The organism is Burkholderia vietnamiensis LMG 10929 (assembly GCF_000959445.1).
GTDB lineage: Bacteria > Pseudomonadota > Gammaproteobacteria > Burkholderiales > Burkholderiaceae > Burkholderia > Burkholderia vietnamiensis.
On sequence record NZ_CP009632.1, the window covers coordinates 808,632 to 825,151 of the forward strand.

Here is a 16,520-nt window from a genome sequence, read left to right on the forward strand (position 1 = left end):
ACGATATTCCGTCATGAAGACCGCTACCCGTTATCCGCTGTCGATCAGCCTGCTCCATTGGCTGCTGGCCGTCGCACTGATCGGCAACCTGATCGTCGGCCTGCTGCTAGACGACAACGAAGACCTGGTCGGCCTGCACAAGTCGATCGGCGTCGCCATTCTCTTGCTCGTGGCGCTGCGTCTCGGCAACCGGCTGCGCGCGCGCGACCGGCTGCCGCCGTCGGTCAATCCCGCCGGCACGCTGCGGCATTCGGCCGAACGCGCCATCCACGGGCTGCTGTATGCGCTGATGCTGGCGATCCCGGTGCTCGGCTGGCTGAAGACGAACGCGGCCGGGCACCCGGCCAGCTGCTTCGGACTCTTTTCGCTGCCGACGCTGGTCGCGAAGAACCGCGAGCTGTCGCACTGGCTCGGCGAACTGCACGCACTCGCCGCCTACGCGCTCGTCGCGCTGGTCGGCCTGCACGTCGCCGCGGCCGTGGCGCACCGCGTGCTCCATGCGGAAAACGTCCTGCCGCGCATCCTGCCGTGGGCGGCCCGTTCCGGCCGGCGCGCGCTGCAGGCGAAGGATATCGGCTGACGCCGGCATTGCGATGCGCGGCGGCCGGACCGCTTCGAAATCCGGCGGAAAACCGGCGTCGCGCGTCGCCCGCACGTGTCGGCAGCCACGCGGCAGACCGAACGCGATCAGCAGACCCACACGCTCCACGCGACCGTTGATCTTCGTCAACGCCTCGGTGTCCACACCCTTCAACGACGGGCGGCGGTCGATCAATATCGACGTATCGCAACCGGGCTTCATGCGCGCAGCCGAAGCGAGCCGCGAGCACGCCGGTCATTCCGTTACCGCTGTGGGGTGTGAAATGTCGATGCCCGGGCCACGTAGCGCCGTCGCCATCATCCGCCACGAACATGCGCAGTTGTCGACCGTGATCGACGGCATGCGGCACTTCGTCCGTCTGCTCGTGGCGGGTGAGCCGGTGCCGGGCGTGATCGTGTTCCGCGCGATGCTCTATTACATCCGGGAATACCCGCAGCGCATTCATCATCCGAACGAAGACCGCTACCTGTTCGCGCCGTTGCGGGCGCGCACCGGCGAGTTCGACAGCGTGCTCGACCAGCTTGAGGCGCAGCACGACAAGAGCGACATGAAGCTGCGGAATCTCGAGCACGCGCTGACGCGCTACGAGTTGAAAGGCGCGAGCGCGCTGCATACGCTCGGCGCGCTGATGGACGATTACGCGGAGTTCCATGCGGACCATCGCTGTCTAGAAGAGACCGTGATCCTGCCGGCCGCCACCCGCGTGTTGACGCCCGACGACTGGGTCGGGATCGACGCGGCGTTCGCCGCGAATCGCGATCCGTTCGACGGCCAGCCGCTCGACGAGGATCTCGACCGGCTGTTTTCGATGATCGTCCAGGCGATCCCCGATCGGGCGCCCGATTAGCAGCGCGGCCGCCCTTCGGCCGCTGGAAAGCCAGCGGCACGCATTACCCGGCGAACATGAACGCGCTTGACGAAGGTCAAGCCGCGCGCGCCTCGCGTGCGAACAATGGCCGTATGCACGATCGCCGGTTGCCACCGGACCGGGAGACCTTCATGAGCGCCAGCAACTCACCCCTCCACCCCCACCACGCGCCCCAACGGGTGCTGATCGCGATCGACGGCTCCGCCGCGTCCGATCATGCGCTCGCGTATGCGCGTAACCTCATTGCGCCGAATGCGTCGGTGCACGTGGTCAGCGTCGCGGAAAATCCGCGCACACTCGTTCCGCGTGGATCGAAATCGGCCGCGTTCTTCGAAGCGGCGCGCGACGAATTGCTGCACGACGCCGCCGACGCGCTGTCGCGCGCCACCGGCGCATTGCGGCGCGACGACATCGCGATCGACAGCGAAGTCATCGACCTGTCCGTGCACGGCGCCGATATCGCCCATGCGCTGGCCGAAACCGCGCAGGCGTGGCGCGCCGATCTGCTGATCGTCGGCGCGCGTCAGCATCACGGCCTGCTGCGGTGGATCGAAGGCACGGTGTCCGGCCCGCTCGGCCACCTCGCCGGCTGTCCGCTGCTGATCGTCCCGGAAGGGTTCCAGCCGGCCGCCGAGCATGTGCCGGCGCGCATGCTGTTCGCCGTCGACGGCAGTGCGATCGCCCTCAACGCACTGCGCGCGGGCCTCAAATTCGCGCGGCCGGACACCGAATTCCGCGTGATCCACGTCGTGGACCGGCCCGTATCGCTGGGCGATTTCGTTCCCGTCGAGACGCTGGAACAGGCGTCGATCGACGAAGGCCGCCGCGTACTGCAAAAAGCCGTCGCGCTGTTCGACGGCGCGGCCCGACACGCGCAGTCGCAGCTGATTCAAACCGACCGCACCGGCGACGACGTATCGCAACGGATCGTGCACGACGCGAGCGGCTGGCATGCCGACATGATCGTGATGGGCACCCACGGACGGCGCGGCGTCACGAGCTGGGTGCTCGGCAGCGTGGCGCGCCGCGTCGCGCGGATCGCGCCGACGCCGGTCCTGCTCGTGAACGCGCCGCATGCGTAGCGCGCTAGCGCGTCACACGTCCGCGCCCACCGCGTGGAACAGCTCCTCCTCCTGCGCGCAATGTAGGCGGACGATCGCTTCAAGCCCGTACAGCGTCCGTTGGATCGCCTGAGCGCCCGCGGCGTCGGCGTGTTCGCGCGGCAGATCGGCGACCATCTGCCTGAGCGCCCTGACCATCCGGAAGATCTCGCGGTGCGCGCCGCTCATCGCCGCAAGCGGATCCTCGCCGCCGAGCAGCGGCGCGAGACGCGCGTAGACGTCGCGGTCGTCCGCGCGCTCGTGCGGCAGCAGCCGCGCGTCCAGCACGCCGATCAGCCGCGCCGATTCGCTCGCGATGGTCGCGGCCGGCAAGCCGGGGATGCGATCGGCGAGATCCCGCAACTGGTCGAGCAGCGGCGACAACGCGGCGTGCTCGCGCTTGAGCTGCTCGACGTCGAGGCCGCTCGGCCGCGCCTCCGACGGCTTCGCGCGGACCAGCAACACGCGCAGCGCATTGACGATCACGACGACGTCGATCACCTCCTGAATCACCGCGCCCGCAATCGGCGGCAGTAATCCGGCCGCCGCGACCGCCATCGCGAGCGCCGACAACGACATGCCGGCCACCACGCTCTCGAGCGCGATGCGGCGCGCGCGGCGCGCAATGCGGATCGCGTCCACGAGGCGGTCGAGCCGGTCGACCAGCAGCACCACGTCGGCGGCCTCGGACGACGCGGCCGCGCCACGCGCGCCCATCGCGATGCCGACGTCGGCGGCCGCGAGCGCCGGCGCGTCGTTCACGCCGTCGCCGACCATGATCGTCACGCCGTCCTTGCGAGCCGACTGGATCGCGGCGAGCTTGTCCGTCGGCGTTTGCTCGGCGCGCACGTCGGTCACGCCGAGCAGTTCGCCGACCGCCAGCGCGATATCGCGCCGGTCGCCGGTCAGCATCACGAGGCGCTCGACGCCTTCGCGCTTGAGTAGCCGCAATGCGCGCGGCGTCTCGAGCCGCAGTTCGTCGGCCAGCTCGATCGCGCCGATCATCGCGCCATCCACGCCGACGAATACCGCCGCGCCGCCCTGGCCGCCGACGCGCGCGACGAACGCATCGCTCCACGGCGCCGGCGTCGAGCACGCCGCGACGAAACTAAACTTGCCGATCGTGACCGTGTGACCGTCGACGCTGCCCGTCACGCCTTCGCCGGGCGTCTCCAGTACGGCCGACGGCGCCGACAGACCGACGCCGCGCTCCCGTGCGGCAACCGTCAGCGCGTCCGAAATCACGTGCGCCGACGCCTGTGCGAGCGACGCCGCGAAGCGCAGCACGTCGGCGGCGGCGACCTGCGCGCCGCATTCGATCGCGACGATGCGTGCGCGCCCGCCGGTCAGCGTGCCGGTCTTGTCGAAGAACAGAATCGTCGCTTGCGCGAGGCGTTCCAGCGCGCCGCCGCCCTTGACCAGCACGCCGCGCTTCGAGCAGCGCGACATGCCCGACACGATCGCGACCGGCACCGCGAGAATCAGCGGACACGGCGACGCGACGACGAGCACCGCGAGCGCGCGGCCGACGTCGCCGGTCGCGAGCCACGCGCCGCCCGCGACGAGCAGCGCAATCACGACGAAGCCCGCCGCGTAGCGATCCGCGACGCGCACGGACGGGCTGCGCTCGCGCTGCGCGCGCTCGACCATCCGTACGATGCCGGCAAACGTGCTGTCGCCGGCGGTCGTGCGCGCCACCATTTCGAACGGCGCGCCGGCGTTGACCACGCCGCTGCATGCGGTTTCGCCCGAACGTCGCCGCTGCGTGGACGATTCGCCGGTCAGCATCGATTCGTCCAGTTCCGCGTCGCCGGTGAGTGTGCCGTCGACCGCGACGCACTCGCCGCTGCGCACCAGCAGCCGGTCGCCGGGGACGATCGCACCCGGAGCGACGGGCCGCCATTCGCCATGCTCGAACCGCGTCGCCTGCCGCGGCGCGCGGCCGAGCAGCGCGGTCATCTCGCGTTGCGCGCGGCGCTGCGCGTGCTGCTCCAGCGTCCGCCCGCTCGCGAGCATCAATGCGATGACCGCGGCGGTCAGCGTCTCGTCGAGCGCGAGCGCGAGCCCGATCGCGAGCCACGCGAGCACGTCGATGCCGGGCTGCCGGCGCGCGACCGCCTTGGCGACGGTGACCGTCAACGCGAGCAGCACGGGCAGCGCGCCGAGCAGCCACACGAGGCGCGCGAGCGCAGGCAGGCCGAACGCGACGCACGCGCCGCCGGCGGCGAGCGTGACGGCAGACAGAACCAGCAACGTGAAATCGAGCGACCAGCGCATTCGGGGCATGACGAGTTTTCCTGTTGCCGCGCGTGGGCCCGAGCGTTGCGTCGGGCGCCGTTGACGACGGCGTGGCATCAGTCTAGAAAATGCCGCGCTTCGACCGTTGACGTGGGTCAGCCCGACGCGCGTGCCCGCGCGGTGCGTTGCTTGACGTGAGTCAACGGCGCGGCCCGTCTCTTCAGCACAATCGAAACGTGACACCGGATGGTCTGGAGCCGATATCGTGCTGACGCTGGCTGTGCTGTTCCTGCTGATTCTGCTGCTGAATCTCGTGCCGGCATTCGCGCCGCCCACCTGGATGGCGATGTCGTGGGTGGGCTTCAACCTGCCCGACGGCAATCCGTTCGTGTTCGCCGTCGTCGCGGCGGCCGCGGCCACCACCGGCCGCGTGATCCTCGCGACCTTCGCGCGCTCGCTGGTGCGCTCGCGCTGGGTGCGGGACGCCGATCGCGAGAACATCGCCGTGGCGACGCGCTGGCTGCGCAAGCACGGCACGCTCACCGCCGGGGCGTTCTTCCTCTATGCGCTGAGCCCGCTGCCGTCGAACTATCTGTTCATCGCATACGGGCTGTCCGGCTTGCCGCTCAGGATCATCGCCGCGGCGTTCTTCATCGGCCGCGTGACGACCTATGCGATCTGGGCGCACGTCGGCCGCTTCGCGTCCACGCAGCTCGACGCCGAGTCCGAACTCGGCGGCAGCTATCTCGGCGGCTACTTCATCGTCACGCAGCTCGTGCTGCTCGCATGCATCGTCGTGTTGATGAAGCTCGACTGGCACGCGCTCGTCCACGAACGTCGATTGACGTTCCGGCGCGGCCAGCGCGTGCGCCGCTCCGATTGAAGCCGGCGCGGGCGTGCGTTGGCCGATACGCCGCCCGTCCCCTCTTAATTTCGGTGAAGCGCTGCGGCTTCGAGCGCCGTTTCGCGCTTGCGCGGATCGACGTGCGTCATCACGTTCAGCACCCGATGATGGCGCAGCACGCGCGCGCGCGCGTCCACCGCGATGTCATGCCCTTGCGCCACGGTGAGATCGGCGTCGATGTCGAGATGCACGTCGACCAGGATCAGATCGCCGGTCTTGCGCGTGCGCAGGTCGTGCAGGTCGAGCACGCCGGGCGTGGCGAGCAGCGTCGCGCGGATCGCCTGCACGTCCTCGGCGTCGGCCGCGCGGTCCATCAGATCGTGCAACGCGTTCCAGCCGAACGTCGCGCCCATTTTCACGATCATCCCGCCGACGATCAGCGCGGCGACCGGATCGAGCAGCGGATAGCCGAGCAGGTTGCCCACGATCCCGCATCCGACCACCAGCGACGACGCGGCGTCCGAACGCGCATGCCACGCGTTGGCCACCAGCATGCTCGACTTCACGCGCGTCGCGACCGCGAGCATGTAGCGAAACAGGCTCTCCTTCGCGACCAGCGCGACGAGCGCCACCCACAGTGCCGCGACGTGGACGCGCTCGATCGCCTCCGGATGCTCGAGCTTCTGCACCGCCGACCACAGCATCCCGCCGCCGACCACCAGCAGGATCGCGGCCAGCGCGAGCGACGCGCCGGTTTCGAAGCGTTGATGGCCATAAGGATGCTTTTCATCGACCGGCTTGCGGCTGTGATGACCGGCCAGCAGCACGACGAAATCCGCGACCAGATCGGACAGCGAATGAATGCCGTCCGCGACGAGGCCCTGCGAGCGCGACAGGATGCCGATCACCACCTGGCCGATGCTCAGCGTGAGGTTCACCGCGACGCTCACCCAGGTGCTTCGGGTAGCCGCGGCGGCCATGGCGGGCGTCGCTTCGGCGACAGTTTCGGGTACGGCGTCGGGGTTGTTCTGGATCACGATTCAGTTCACGTTACAGGGTTAGCAAATTCGAATGTCGCTGGCAGCACCCGACAGCGGCGCTCAAGCGGCCAGCTGGTCGTAAGCAATCAGCGCATGGGCCGCGTACATCATCGACGGGCCGCCGCCCATGTACACGGCGACGCCGGCCACCTCCTCGACTTCCTCGCGCGTCGCCTTCAGCTTGATCAGCGCCTGCACGTGGAAGCCGATGCAGTCGTCGCAGCGCGATGATATCGCGATGCCCAGCGCGATCAGCTCGCGCGTCTTCTTCGTCAGCGCGCCGTCGCGCGTGCCGGCCGCCGCCAATGCGCCGAACGCCGACATCAGATCGGGCTGCGACTGCCGCAGCTTGCGCATCTGCTCGGTAATCTCGGCGGTTCGTTGACGATAGTTCAGTGAATCGGTCATGGCAGGTCGCCTCCGCGTTGGGGAAATCGGACCGGCTCACGGCGTCGCGCCGCGGTCGCTGCACGCGACGCACGATGATGCACCGCAGGAGCGACATCGCCGTGACGGCCGGCACACGTTTCGATGGTATGAGCGGCTCCCGGACGGCCCTTGATCTGCCGCAATGGACAGGCTGCGCTCACGTGTACCGTTGAACGCATGCAAACCGTCGGGAGACTGCCATGTTTCGCTTGAATACCTTCACCGCACACTGCGTGATCGGCGTCGCGATCGCGATGTCGGCCGGGCTGGCCCACGCGCAGGCGAGCCAGCCGAGCCAGCCTGCACGCGGCGGCGTCGAATCGGGGCACATGATCTACGGCAGTCAGCTGATGACGCCGGCGGAGCGCACCGAATACCGGACGCGGATGCTCGCGGCAGCGTCGGACGCCGAGCGCGACAAGATCCGCGCCGAGCATCACGCGCAGATGCAGAAGCGTGCGAAGGCGCGCGGCATCACGCTCCCCGACGCGCCGCCGATGCGCGGCATGCATCGCGGCCAAGGGATGGGAATGGGGTCCGGGATGGGGCCAGGTTCGGGGATGGGGTCCGGCATGGGCCCCGGCTACATGCAGGGGCAGCCCGGCGGCCCCGCCAGCGGCGCTGCCGGCCAATGACCGCGCGGCGCGGTGCGCCGGGCGAGGACCGAGGCCAGCCTGACACGCGCGCCGAGCCGGCCACGAAAGGCCGCTGCGGTGACCTTCGGTCACGCGCCGACGCTGTGCGGTGTGATTCGCGACGGACATGATTGCCTAGTGCGCGGCTGTGCCGGCTGCATCGGCTGCATCGGCGGCCGGCCAAGACACGACGACGCACAACCCGCCCAACGCCGCCGAACGCCCGACCTCGAGGTCCGCTTCATGCGCGGCCGCGATGCGCCGCACGATCGACCAGCCCAGGCCGCTGCCGCCCGGCCGGCTTCCCGCCGGCCGAAAGAACCGCTCGCCCAGCCGGCGCAGATCGTCGTCGCCGATGCCCGGGCCGCTGTCCTCGACGCGCAGCGTCGTGCGCCCGTCGCATCGCGCGACCGACACGGTGATGCACGCGTCGGCCGGGCTGTAGCGAATCGCGTTGTCCACCAGATTGCGCACCATCGACTCGAGCAACGGCTCGTTGCCGCCGACGAGGCACGGCGCTCGCGCGTCGAGCTCCAGCCGCTGCCGCATGTCGATCGATCGCGGCGCGGCTTCCGCGACCACGCGTTTCGCGAGCGCCGCCAGGTCCACCGAGGCGCGCTGGGCCAGCGCGCCCGCATCGAGACGCGACAGCAACAACAGCTGATCGACGAGCCGCGCGGCTCGATCGCAGCCTTCGAGCACGCCGCGCAGCGCATGCCGGCGCGGCGCGTCGTGGCGCTCGGCCAGCGCGACTTGCGCCTGCGCGCTGACGGCCGCGATCGGCGTGCGCAGCTCGTGCGCCGCATCGGCGGTGAAGCGCCGCTCGGCGTCCATCACCGCGCGAATCCGTTCGAACAGGCGGTTCAGCGCGTCGAGCATCGGCTGCATTTCGAGCGGCGTGCGCTCGAGCCGAATCGTGTCGAGCGCCTGCGGGTTACGTCTGGCGAGCGCGCGGCCGAAATCGCGCAGCGGCGACGTGCCGCGGCGCACGGCCCAGCCGATCGCCAGCACCAGCAGCGGCAGCGCGGCCGCCATCGGCCAGAACGCGCTGCGCATGACCGCGCCGAGGATCGACTTGCGCGAATCGATCCGTTCGCCGACGAACACCTGGACATCGTGGCGCACGCCGTGCACGACGAAGACGCGCCACGCATCGCCGTCGATCGCGACGGTCCAGAATCCCGACGCGCGAGCCTGCCCGGTCAGCTCGGGCGCCACCATCGGCTGCGACGGCGCGTTTTCCGAATGCAGGCCGAGCCGGCCGTCGTGGAATACCTGGAACGCCACACGCGGCCCGTACGGATGAAGCAGCGGCGCGTCGATCGCGGTGTCGTCGTCGTCCGGCCCGCGCGCCTGCTGCGCGACCAGCAGCGCGGCGGCCTGCGCGAGGTGACCGTCGAGCAGCCGGTCGATCTCGCGCTGCGCATCGAGCCACGTCAGCATCAGCGTCGCGAGCCAGACGCCGAGCACCACGGCCGGCACCAGCGTCAGCAGCCGGCCGTGCAGCGAGCGCGCGGGCAGCAGCGCCTTCATGCGGCGTCCCGCATCAGCACGTAGCCCACACCGCGCACGGTGCAGATCACTTCGCTGCCGAGCTTCGCGCGCAGCCGATGGATGTGGACCTCCACCGCATTGCTCTCGACTTCCTGCCCCCAGCTGTACAGATACTGCTCGATCTGCTCGCGCGACAGCACCCGCCCGGCGTTGAGCATCAGGATGTGCAGCAGGTCGAACTCGCGCGTCGACAGCGCAACGGCCACGCCCGCGCGGCGCGCGGTGCGCGACGCGGGCTCCAGCTCGACGTCGTGCGCGCGCAGCCGTTCGGTCGGCCGGCCGTGCGCGCGCCGCACCAGCGCGCGGAGGCGTGCGCCGAGCTCGTACAGGTCGATGGGCTTGATCACGTAGTCGTCGGCGCCCGCGTCGAGCGCACGGATGCGGTCGGGCACCGCGTCGCGCGCGGTCAGCACGAGGATCGGCAGCGCAATGCCGTCGCGGCGAATGCGTTGCAGCACGTCCATGCCGTCGACGAGCGGCAACCCGAGGTCGAGCACCGCGGCCGCATGAACGTGCGCGCGCAGCTCGCGCTGCGCCGCGTCGCCGTCGCGGACCCAGTCGACCTGGAACCCTTGCTGGCGCAACCCGGCGCGGATGCCGTCGCCGAGCAGGACATCGTCTTCCACGAGCAGGATGCGCACGATCGGGCACTCACTCAGCCGGCGGCCGTCAATCGTCGTCGCGGTCCGCGCCGTGCGCGGGGCGTCCGATGTCGGCCGCGACCGGGCCGTCGCCCGGCGCGGGTTGCGGCGCCGCGTGCCATTGCGTCCACCACCAGCCGATCGCCGCGGCCGTCATGATCGCGGCGACGCTCCACCACGCGCGCCGGATGCCGTCGGCCGGCGCACCGCGCTTGTAACCCGTCACCATCGCGCGGGCCAGATTCTCGCGGTGCACGATGCTGCTGACGAACACCGCGCCGACGTGCACGGCGACCAGCACGAGCATCGCGTTCGCCACGCCTTCATGCAGCTCGCCGAACGCTTCGCCGTTACCGTTGTACGCGGCCCAGCCGCTCGCGCCGAGCGCGGCCGTCATCGCCAGCATCGCGACGATCGCGATCGCGCCGGCCGGGTTGTGGCCGACGTGATGTTCGGGCCGGCCTTTCACGAGGCTCAGCAGATAGCGGCCCACGGCCGCCGGCGAGCGCACGAACGACGAGAAGCGCGCATGGCGCGTGCCGGCCACGCCCCAGACGACGCGAAACGCGACGAGCGCCAGCATCGTGTAGCCGAACGCGACGTGCATCAGCCGCCATCGTTCGCTTTCGGCGCTCAGCCACGCGCCGGCAAATGCGATCACCATCAGCCAGTGAAACGCGCGCACCGGCGCGTCCCACACCAGCACGCGTTCGGCGCGCGGCGTGGCCGGTTCAGCGGGCGCCTGGAATGCGGACGAATCGTTCATCGAAATTTCCCTTGTCTGCCTGCATATGACATGCGGCGCAATTGGACGGCCGCTTCACTGCCGGGCTGTTCCACACCGCGGCCGGTACTTCGTCGTGGGTCGAGATGAACCACGACGAGCGCGTGATCCGGTCGTCGGGCGGCCGCCGCGCCGCAGCGCCCGTCGCCGCGTGCGCGCTCAGCCAGGTCTGCAGTTGCGCGACGGTTGCCGCATCGAGCGTCGCGTCGGTGCCGAAGTGATGCTCGAGACCGTTGAGGATGCGACGCCACGACTCGGCCGGCAGCGCGCCGGGCGGATAGGCGACATGGCAGGTCGCGCACTCCTGCTTGTAGCGGGGCAGCAGCGGCACGGCCATGCCGCGCATTTCGTCTTCGGCGAGGACGGTGTGCGGCAGCAGCGAAACCAGCAGCGCCGCGGCGACGCCGGCCCGCAGCGCGGGGCGCCACGACGAGATCGTCGGTTCGACACGGTTCATCTGCGTTCCCCTTCAGGGTTTCAACGTGATCAGCCACGCGAGGATGTCGGCCTTTTCGGTAGCCGAGCATTCGCGCCCGACGACGTCCTTGCAATTTCGGCGAAACCATTTTTCGGAGCGTGCGCCGTCCGAGAACCGCGCCGGGTTGAACGCGGGCGCGAGCGGCTCGATCGTCTTGCCGGTCACGACGTGCCGCCCTGCACCGGTCGGCGAGCTACCGTGACAGCTCGCGCAACTCCATTCGCGTCCGTGGCGGGACGTGAAGAACTGTTGTCCGCGCAACGGCACCGCGGCCGTGCCCGCCTGCGCCGTGTAGCCGGCCAGCAACGCGGCCGGTGTTTCGGCATGCGCGCCGGCGCCGGCGGCCATGCATATCGCGGCCGCCGCGCAGGACCGGCGCAGCATGCGAACCGAGTCAGATAGACGCATCGTGATCCTCCTGAGCGATGCATTCATCTTCGGGCGCGTTCCTTACCGGATTCTTAAGGAAGCGGCGTGTCACCGTTCGGCGGCGAGCTGACGGTCATACACTCGTGCCGCCTTGACGCACGTCAAACGTTGCGACACCTGCCGAAGCCGGAACTGGAGCCGGCGTCGGACGCGATGCGGCCGCTCGCGCACCGAAACGAGCGGCGCGCCGGCCCGATGGCGTGGTGGCGCTTGACCTGCATCAAGCCGGCACGCGCGTTCCGCGTCAGCATGGACGCGCTACCGTTTGCTCCGCACGTGCACGGCCGATGCGGCAGCCCAATCCCCGAGGAGACTTCGATGCGATCGAGACCTTTCGTTGTACTGCTTGCGTGGCTGGCATTGCTGGTCGGACAGGTAGCGCCTGCCGCTGCGAACGACCTGACGCGCAGCGTGACGTCCGGCGACATTGCCGTCAACTTCGGCGTGGTGCCGGCGAATCAGACTGCCGCAGCGGGCGGCAGCGCCGCCGACGCGTCGTCGAACGTGAACCTGTATCTGCTGACCGTCGCGCTGTTCGACCGGTCGACCGGCAAGCGCATCGAAAACGCGCACATCACGGCCGTAGTGAAGGGCCCGCGCAGCGAAGCCAGCTCGTTTCATACGAAGCCGAAGCAGATGCAGCTCGAACCGGCGCGGGACGGCAATGCGGTCACGTACGGGCACGTGTTCGACGCACGCTGGAAAGGCATCTATCACATCGACCTCGCGATTACGCGAGACGGCTCGACGCATGTCGAGCATGTCCGCCTGAACTACGACCAGCAGTTCTGAGCTTCCGACCGGGTCGGCAGCGCCAAGGGTGCGCCGCCGCGACGTGCGGCGGCCACGGCGACGCCGTTCCGTTGCGCAGCCGGCCGAACACCCGACGCCGCACGCCGACCCGCGCTTAATACAGCAGGAACGCCGCCCGCTCGGGCGCGAACGCGGCATTTTGCGCAGCGACGAACGCTTCGATGTCGTCGAGCGAGCGCCCCGCTTCCAGCATGTCGGCCACCTCGCGCGAGCCGACCGACGCGCGGATCGCATCGATCCGGAACCGCGCCGGATAACGGCGGTGCAATGCCAGCGCGAGCGCCAGCCCGATCTCGCCGGGCCGCGTCGCGCCCGGCAGCCGTTCGATGCGCACGCCTTCGCAGAGCCTGCCGCGATAGGGGCCCTCGGTCGGCACGAAGCGGACCGGCGAGAACGTCGCGGCGAGCCGCATCGCGCGCAAATCGTCCGCGACGCTGCGCGCGTCGATCCACGGCGCGCCGACCACGCTGAACGGTGTCGCGGTGCCGCGCCCGACACTGACCGCCGCGCCCTCCACGAGCCCCGTCTCCGGATAGAGCGACAGCGCGGCCGTATCGCGCAGGTTCGGCGATGGCGGCAACCAGCCGAGCCCCGTGTCGTCGAAGCGCATCGTGCGCGCGTAGTTCGCCAGCGGCACCACGCTGAGCGTCGCGCCGATCTGCAGCCGGTCGTTGAACAGCCGGGCCAGTTCGCCGATCGTCATGCCGGGCGCGAGCGGCAGCGCGTAGTAGCGCGTGAAGGTCGACGGCCCCGCGTCGGCGACGGGCCCGCCGAACGCGTCGGCGCCGAGCGGATCGGGACGGTCGAGCACGATCACCGGACGATGCGCGGCCGCGCCGGCTTCGAGCGCATAGCCGAGCGTCGCCAGGTACGTGAAGAAGCGCACGCCCGCGTCCTGCAGGTCGACCACCAGCACGTCGACGTCGGCCAGCAGCGCGGGCGCGATCGTGCGGCGCTCGCCGTACAGGCTGTGAACGACCGCGCCGGTCGCCGCATCGACGCTGTCGCCGAACGTGTCGTCCACGTCGGTGCCGAGCCCGTGCTCGGGCGCGAACAGCGCAACGAGCCGTGCGCCCGGCGCGTGCGCGAGCAGGTCGGCCGTGCGCCGGCCGAACCGGTCGAAGCCGCTGCGGTTCGTGACGAGCGCGATGCGCTTGCCGGCCACCGCCGCGTAGCCGCTCGCGGCCAGCACGTCGATGCCGGCCAGCACCGGCCCGCGCGATGGCGGCGGCCGGACGGCTGCGGCGAGCGCGTCCGCCATCGGCGGCACGCGCGCGGCGATCTGCGCCGGCGTGACCGGCGCCGCCGCGCTCGATACGATGCCGACCACGAGCGCGCGCAACGGCATCGCGGTGCCGGTTTCGTCCGGATAGAGACGACTCGTCAGCACGATCGCGAAGCGACGCGTCACGGGATCGATCCATAGCGCCGTGCCCGTGTAGCCGAGGTGTTGCAGCGCGCCGACCGGCGGCAGCCGGTAGCGGTTCGCCACGAGCGGCGGCCCGACCGCCCAGCCGGGCGTGTGCAGCTCGCTTGGCGTGTCGGCCGGGAGCGGTGTTTCGAGTTCGGCGACGCTGCGCGCGCTCAGCACCCGCGTCGCACCGAGCGTGCCGCCGTTCAGCAGCATGCGCGCGAAGCGCGCCAGATCGTCCGCGCTCGCGAACATGCCCGCATTGCCCGCCACGCCGCCCAGCGCCGCCGCGACCGGATCGTGCACGCGGCCTCGCAGCAGGCGGCCGTCGCGTACGACGGTGGGCGCCACGCGCGCGCTCAGCGGGGCGGCTGGGCGGAACGTGGCGCTCGTCATCCCGAGCGGCCCGAACACGTGCTCGGCGCACCATGCGTCGAGTGGTCGGTGCGACACGCGCCGGACGATCTCGCCGAGCACCACGTAATTGACGTCGCTGTAACGGACGCGCGTGCCGGGCGTCGCGACCGGCGCCATCGCGACGATGTCGGCGAGCACGGCCGCGCGGCTGCGCAGCGCGCGGGCCGACGACACGCCGGCCGGCAGCCCCGACACGTGCGCGAGCAACTGGCGGATCGTGATGCCGGCCTTCTCGTTCGTGCCGAACGCCGGCCAGTAGTGCGCGGCCGGCATGTCGAGGCCGAGCATGCCGCGCTCCGCGAGCTGCATGATCGCGACGGCCGTTGCCAACGGCTTGGTCAGCGACGCGAGGTCGAACACGGTGTCGGCCGTCATCGGCTCGGCCTGCTCGCCCGTCACGCGCGCACCGCGGGCGACCCGCACGCGCGCGCCGTCCGCGTCGCCGGTCACGACCACGGCGCCCGCGAGATGCCCGTCCGCGATCTCCGCGGCGATTGCCGCGTCGATCGCGGCCGCCTGCTGCGACGCAGCGGGCGCGTCGGCTTGCGCCCACGCGTCGGCCGCGCCGAATGGGCAGAATGAGCCGAGTGGGCCGAACGCGAGCAACAACGCGCCGCTCAGCGCGACAGCACGGCGCAATCGTGCCGATCGAACGCGTTCCACTGGATCGCCTCCTTCGTGGCGGCGGATGGATCGAGGCCGGCATGCGAGCGCGTCGCTGCCGAGCCGAGGCCGGGAGTCCTGCACGCCTACCTTCGGGTCGGCGCCGACCCGCCGCGCGGCTAGCGCGCCGGTTGCTGCTGCGGGGCCGGGCAGCCGGTGCAGAGGCGCATCGCGCCTTCGCGTTCGGGGTCGCGCCAGGCAAAGCGGACCTCGACGCCGCCGCGCGCCGGCACGACCACGTGCCGGACCTCCTGCACCGCGCGGTCGCGCGCGGTGATCGTGTACCTGCCCGGCGGCACGCGAGCGAACAGGAACGGGCCGCCGGTGCGTACGTCGAGAAGCGCCGACTTGCCGGACGCCAGCTTCACGTCGACGTCGGACAGATAGTGGCCGGCCTTCGACGTGAACGTCATCCGCAGGTTGTAGCGCGGCGCGACGTCGCGAAACGCGGTGACTTCGTCGCTGCCGATGCCGCCGGTGATGTACACGACGCCGTTACGCGAGATCGGCTCGTTCGCGGTGTCGGCCAGCGCGTTCGCGCCGAGCGTCAGCACGCAGGCTGCCAACAGCATCTTGATGGTGGTGGTCCGCATCTTCACTCTCCTGATTGAGCACGCGTGGCTACACGGCCGCCCGTCGATCGCGGCGCGGTGCTGCGTGCGACGGCGTCGTGCGTTCGCTTTGGCGATGCTGTGAGCGTCGCGCGGAACGTCGATTTCCCATTGATGCAAGTCAACGGCGTTCCGGTCGAGGCGCGCAAAACCGGACGAAGCGCAAGCGTTACCGCGATCGCGTCGCGGCGGTCGGGGCGCGCGGCCGAGCGGCGTACCGCGGGTGAATGGCGGACGGGCGGCATGGTGTCGGCGCGCGCTGTCAGGCGATCCTGCGCAGGCCGTCGGAAATTGCCGACACGGCCGCCCGACGTCGGACAGCAAGCTCAGGCCGAGCTGATTGTGTCGCGCGGGGTCGCCGCCAATACTGAAGACGTGGCAGTACGCCATGCATCGAGCGGCTGACGCACGGTTGGTCCGCGCCGCCGCCGCACTGGGAGTTCGCGATGATCGATCCGACCGCAGCGCACGCCGACGCCGCCGATTCCAATGGCGAACCGCCGGTCGGTGCGCACCTCGTGACGCGCCGACCCGGCTATCTGCATCACGGCATCTATATCGGCGACGGCAACGTGATTCATTACGCGGGTTGGTCGCGCGATCCGAGCGGCGGCCCGGTCGAAGTGGTCACGCTCGACGGCTTCCGGGCCGGCCGCGCGCTCGCGGTCGTGCGCCACGCGCATGCGCCCTACGACGGGATGCAGGCCGCGCGCCGCGCGGCGTCGCGCCTCGGCGAATGCCGCTACCGGCTGCTGACGAACAACTGCGAGCATTTCTGCCTGTGGTGCCTGTTCGGCGTCGGCCGGAGCGAACAGGTGGCGTCGTGCCTGCGCAATCCGGCACATGGCCTCGCGGTCGCGGCGATGCTGATCGCCTGGGTGCTGGCTGCGCGGTTGTATCCGGGGATGGGTGGACGGGGGTAAACGGCATGGCGCGTTACTGGCCTGCCAGCAACTGCCGCCGC

At 70.4% G+C, this 16,520-nt stretch carries 18 protein-coding genes; 8 read left to right on the top strand and 10 right to left on the bottom strand.

Annotated elements, in window-relative coordinates:
• Positions 1-13: 13 nt before the first annotated feature.
• The 3 genes from AK36_RS28410 (at position 14) to AK36_RS28420 (ending at position 2,551) form a co-directional block, all read left to right on the top strand.
• Entirely contained in the window at positions 14-580 is a 567-nt protein-coding gene (locus AK36_RS28410) for a cytochrome b (RefSeq protein WP_045579781.1), read from the top strand.
• Between the two features lie 283 nt (positions 581-863).
• Complete coding sequence (locus AK36_RS28415) at positions 864-1,448, top strand: hemerythrin domain-containing protein (RefSeq protein ID WP_011880349.1); 585 nt, start codon at positions 864-866, stop codon at positions 1,446-1,448.
• A 152-nt stretch (positions 1,449-1,600) separates the two neighbouring features.
• Positions 1,601-2,551, top strand: a complete 951-nt coding sequence (locus AK36_RS28420; protein ID WP_011880350.1) for a universal stress protein — start codon at positions 1,601-1,603, stop codon at positions 2,549-2,551.
• A 12-nt stretch (positions 2,552-2,563) separates the two neighbouring features.
• Here AK36_RS28420 and AK36_RS28425 read toward each other — a convergent pair whose 3' ends face one another.
• Positions 2,564-4,855 (bottom strand): heavy metal translocating P-type ATPase, encoded by a 2,292-nt coding sequence (locus AK36_RS28425; RefSeq protein ID WP_045579782.1) that lies wholly within the window; start codon positions 4,853-4,855, stop codon positions 2,564-2,566.
• Positions 4,856-5,072: 217 nt separating this feature from the next.
• On the opposite strand from AK36_RS28425, the gene AK36_RS28430 reads away from it, so the two are divergent.
• Positions 5,073-5,690, top strand: coding sequence for a VTT domain-containing protein (locus AK36_RS28430; RefSeq protein WP_011880352.1), 618 nt, complete (start codon positions 5,073-5,075; stop codon positions 5,688-5,690).
• A 44-nt stretch (positions 5,691-5,734) separates the two neighbouring features.
• Here AK36_RS28430 and AK36_RS28435 read toward each other — a convergent pair whose 3' ends face one another.
• Both AK36_RS28435 and AK36_RS28440 read right to left on the bottom strand, forming a co-directional pair.
• Positions 5,735-6,688 carry a cation diffusion facilitator family transporter gene (locus AK36_RS28435; protein WP_080484365.1) on the bottom strand — a complete coding sequence of 318 codons (954 nt, stop codon included), beginning with the start codon at positions 6,686-6,688 and terminating at the stop codon, positions 5,735-5,737.
• Positions 6,689-6,751: 63 nt separating this feature from the next.
• The gene (locus tag AK36_RS28440; protein ID WP_011880354.1) at positions 6,752-7,099 is read right to left on the bottom strand and encodes a carboxymuconolactone decarboxylase family protein; all 348 of its coding nucleotides are present in this window, start codon (positions 7,097-7,099) and stop codon (positions 6,752-6,754) included.
• A 221-nt stretch (positions 7,100-7,320) separates the two neighbouring features.
• On the opposite strand from AK36_RS28440, the gene AK36_RS28445 reads away from it, so the two are divergent.
• Positions 7,321-7,755, top strand: coding sequence for a hypothetical protein (locus tag AK36_RS28445; protein WP_045579783.1), 435 nt, complete (start codon positions 7,321-7,323; stop codon positions 7,753-7,755).
• Between the two features lie 135 nt (positions 7,756-7,890).
• Here AK36_RS28445 and AK36_RS28450 read toward each other — a convergent pair whose 3' ends face one another.
• From AK36_RS28450 to AK36_RS28470, 5 genes are read right to left on the bottom strand one after another with little or no spacing between them, the layout of a single operon-like run.
• Positions 7,891-9,288: an ATP-binding protein gene (locus AK36_RS28450; protein WP_045579784.1), complete on the bottom strand. Its 1,398-nt coding sequence runs from the start codon at positions 9,286-9,288 to the stop codon at positions 7,891-7,893.
• Positions 9,285-9,950, bottom strand: a complete 666-nt coding sequence (locus tag AK36_RS28455) for a response regulator (protein WP_045579785.1) — start codon at positions 9,948-9,950, stop codon at positions 9,285-9,287. The genes AK36_RS28450 and AK36_RS28455 overlap by 4 nt, the downstream gene beginning before the upstream one ends.
• A 28-nt stretch (positions 9,951-9,978) precedes the next feature.
• Positions 9,979-10,716 (bottom strand): cytochrome b/b6 domain-containing protein, encoded by a 738-nt coding sequence (locus tag AK36_RS28460; RefSeq protein WP_045579786.1) that lies wholly within the window; start codon positions 10,714-10,716, stop codon positions 9,979-9,981.
• A complete protein-coding gene (locus AK36_RS28465) occupies positions 10,682-11,191 on the bottom strand; it encodes a diheme cytochrome c (protein WP_052691599.1) in 510 nt (169 codons plus the stop codon). Before AK36_RS28465 ends, AK36_RS28460 begins: the two co-directional genes overlap by 35 nt.
• A 12-nt stretch (positions 11,192-11,203) precedes the next feature.
• Positions 11,204-11,620 carry a DUF1924 domain-containing protein gene (locus tag AK36_RS28470; protein ID WP_045579787.1) on the bottom strand — a complete coding sequence of 139 codons (417 nt, stop codon included), beginning with the start codon at positions 11,618-11,620 and terminating at the stop codon, positions 11,204-11,206.
• Positions 11,621-11,959: 339 nt separating this feature from the next.
• On the opposite strand from AK36_RS28470, the gene AK36_RS28475 reads away from it, so the two are divergent.
• Positions 11,960-12,433, top strand: a complete 474-nt coding sequence (locus tag AK36_RS28475) for a hypothetical protein (RefSeq protein ID WP_011880360.1) — start codon at positions 11,960-11,962, stop codon at positions 12,431-12,433.
• 115 nt (positions 12,434-12,548) lie between these two features.
• Here AK36_RS28475 and AK36_RS28480 read toward each other — a convergent pair whose 3' ends face one another.
• Together AK36_RS28480 and AK36_RS28485 are read right to left on the bottom strand one after the other, a co-directional pair.
• Positions 12,549-14,945: a serine hydrolase gene (locus tag AK36_RS28480; RefSeq protein WP_174479798.1), complete on the bottom strand. Its 2,397-nt coding sequence runs from the start codon at positions 14,943-14,945 to the stop codon at positions 12,549-12,551.
• A 119-nt stretch (positions 14,946-15,064) separates the two neighbouring features.
• Complete coding sequence (locus AK36_RS28485; protein ID WP_011880362.1) at positions 15,065-15,538, bottom strand: hypothetical protein; 474 nt, start codon at positions 15,536-15,538, stop codon at positions 15,065-15,067.
• A 24-nt stretch (positions 15,539-15,562) separates the two neighbouring features.
• On the opposite strand from AK36_RS28485, the gene AK36_RS33540 reads away from it, so the two are divergent.
• Both AK36_RS33540 and AK36_RS28495 read left to right on the top strand, forming a co-directional pair.
• Complete coding sequence (locus AK36_RS33540) at positions 15,563-15,961, top strand: hypothetical protein (RefSeq protein WP_131754552.1); 399 nt, start codon at positions 15,563-15,565, stop codon at positions 15,959-15,961.
• 41 nt (positions 15,962-16,002) lie between these two features.
• Positions 16,003-16,479, top strand: a complete 477-nt coding sequence (locus AK36_RS28495; protein ID WP_011880364.1) for a lecithin retinol acyltransferase family protein — start codon at positions 16,003-16,005, stop codon at positions 16,477-16,479.
• Positions 16,480-16,520: the final 41 nt, after the last annotated feature.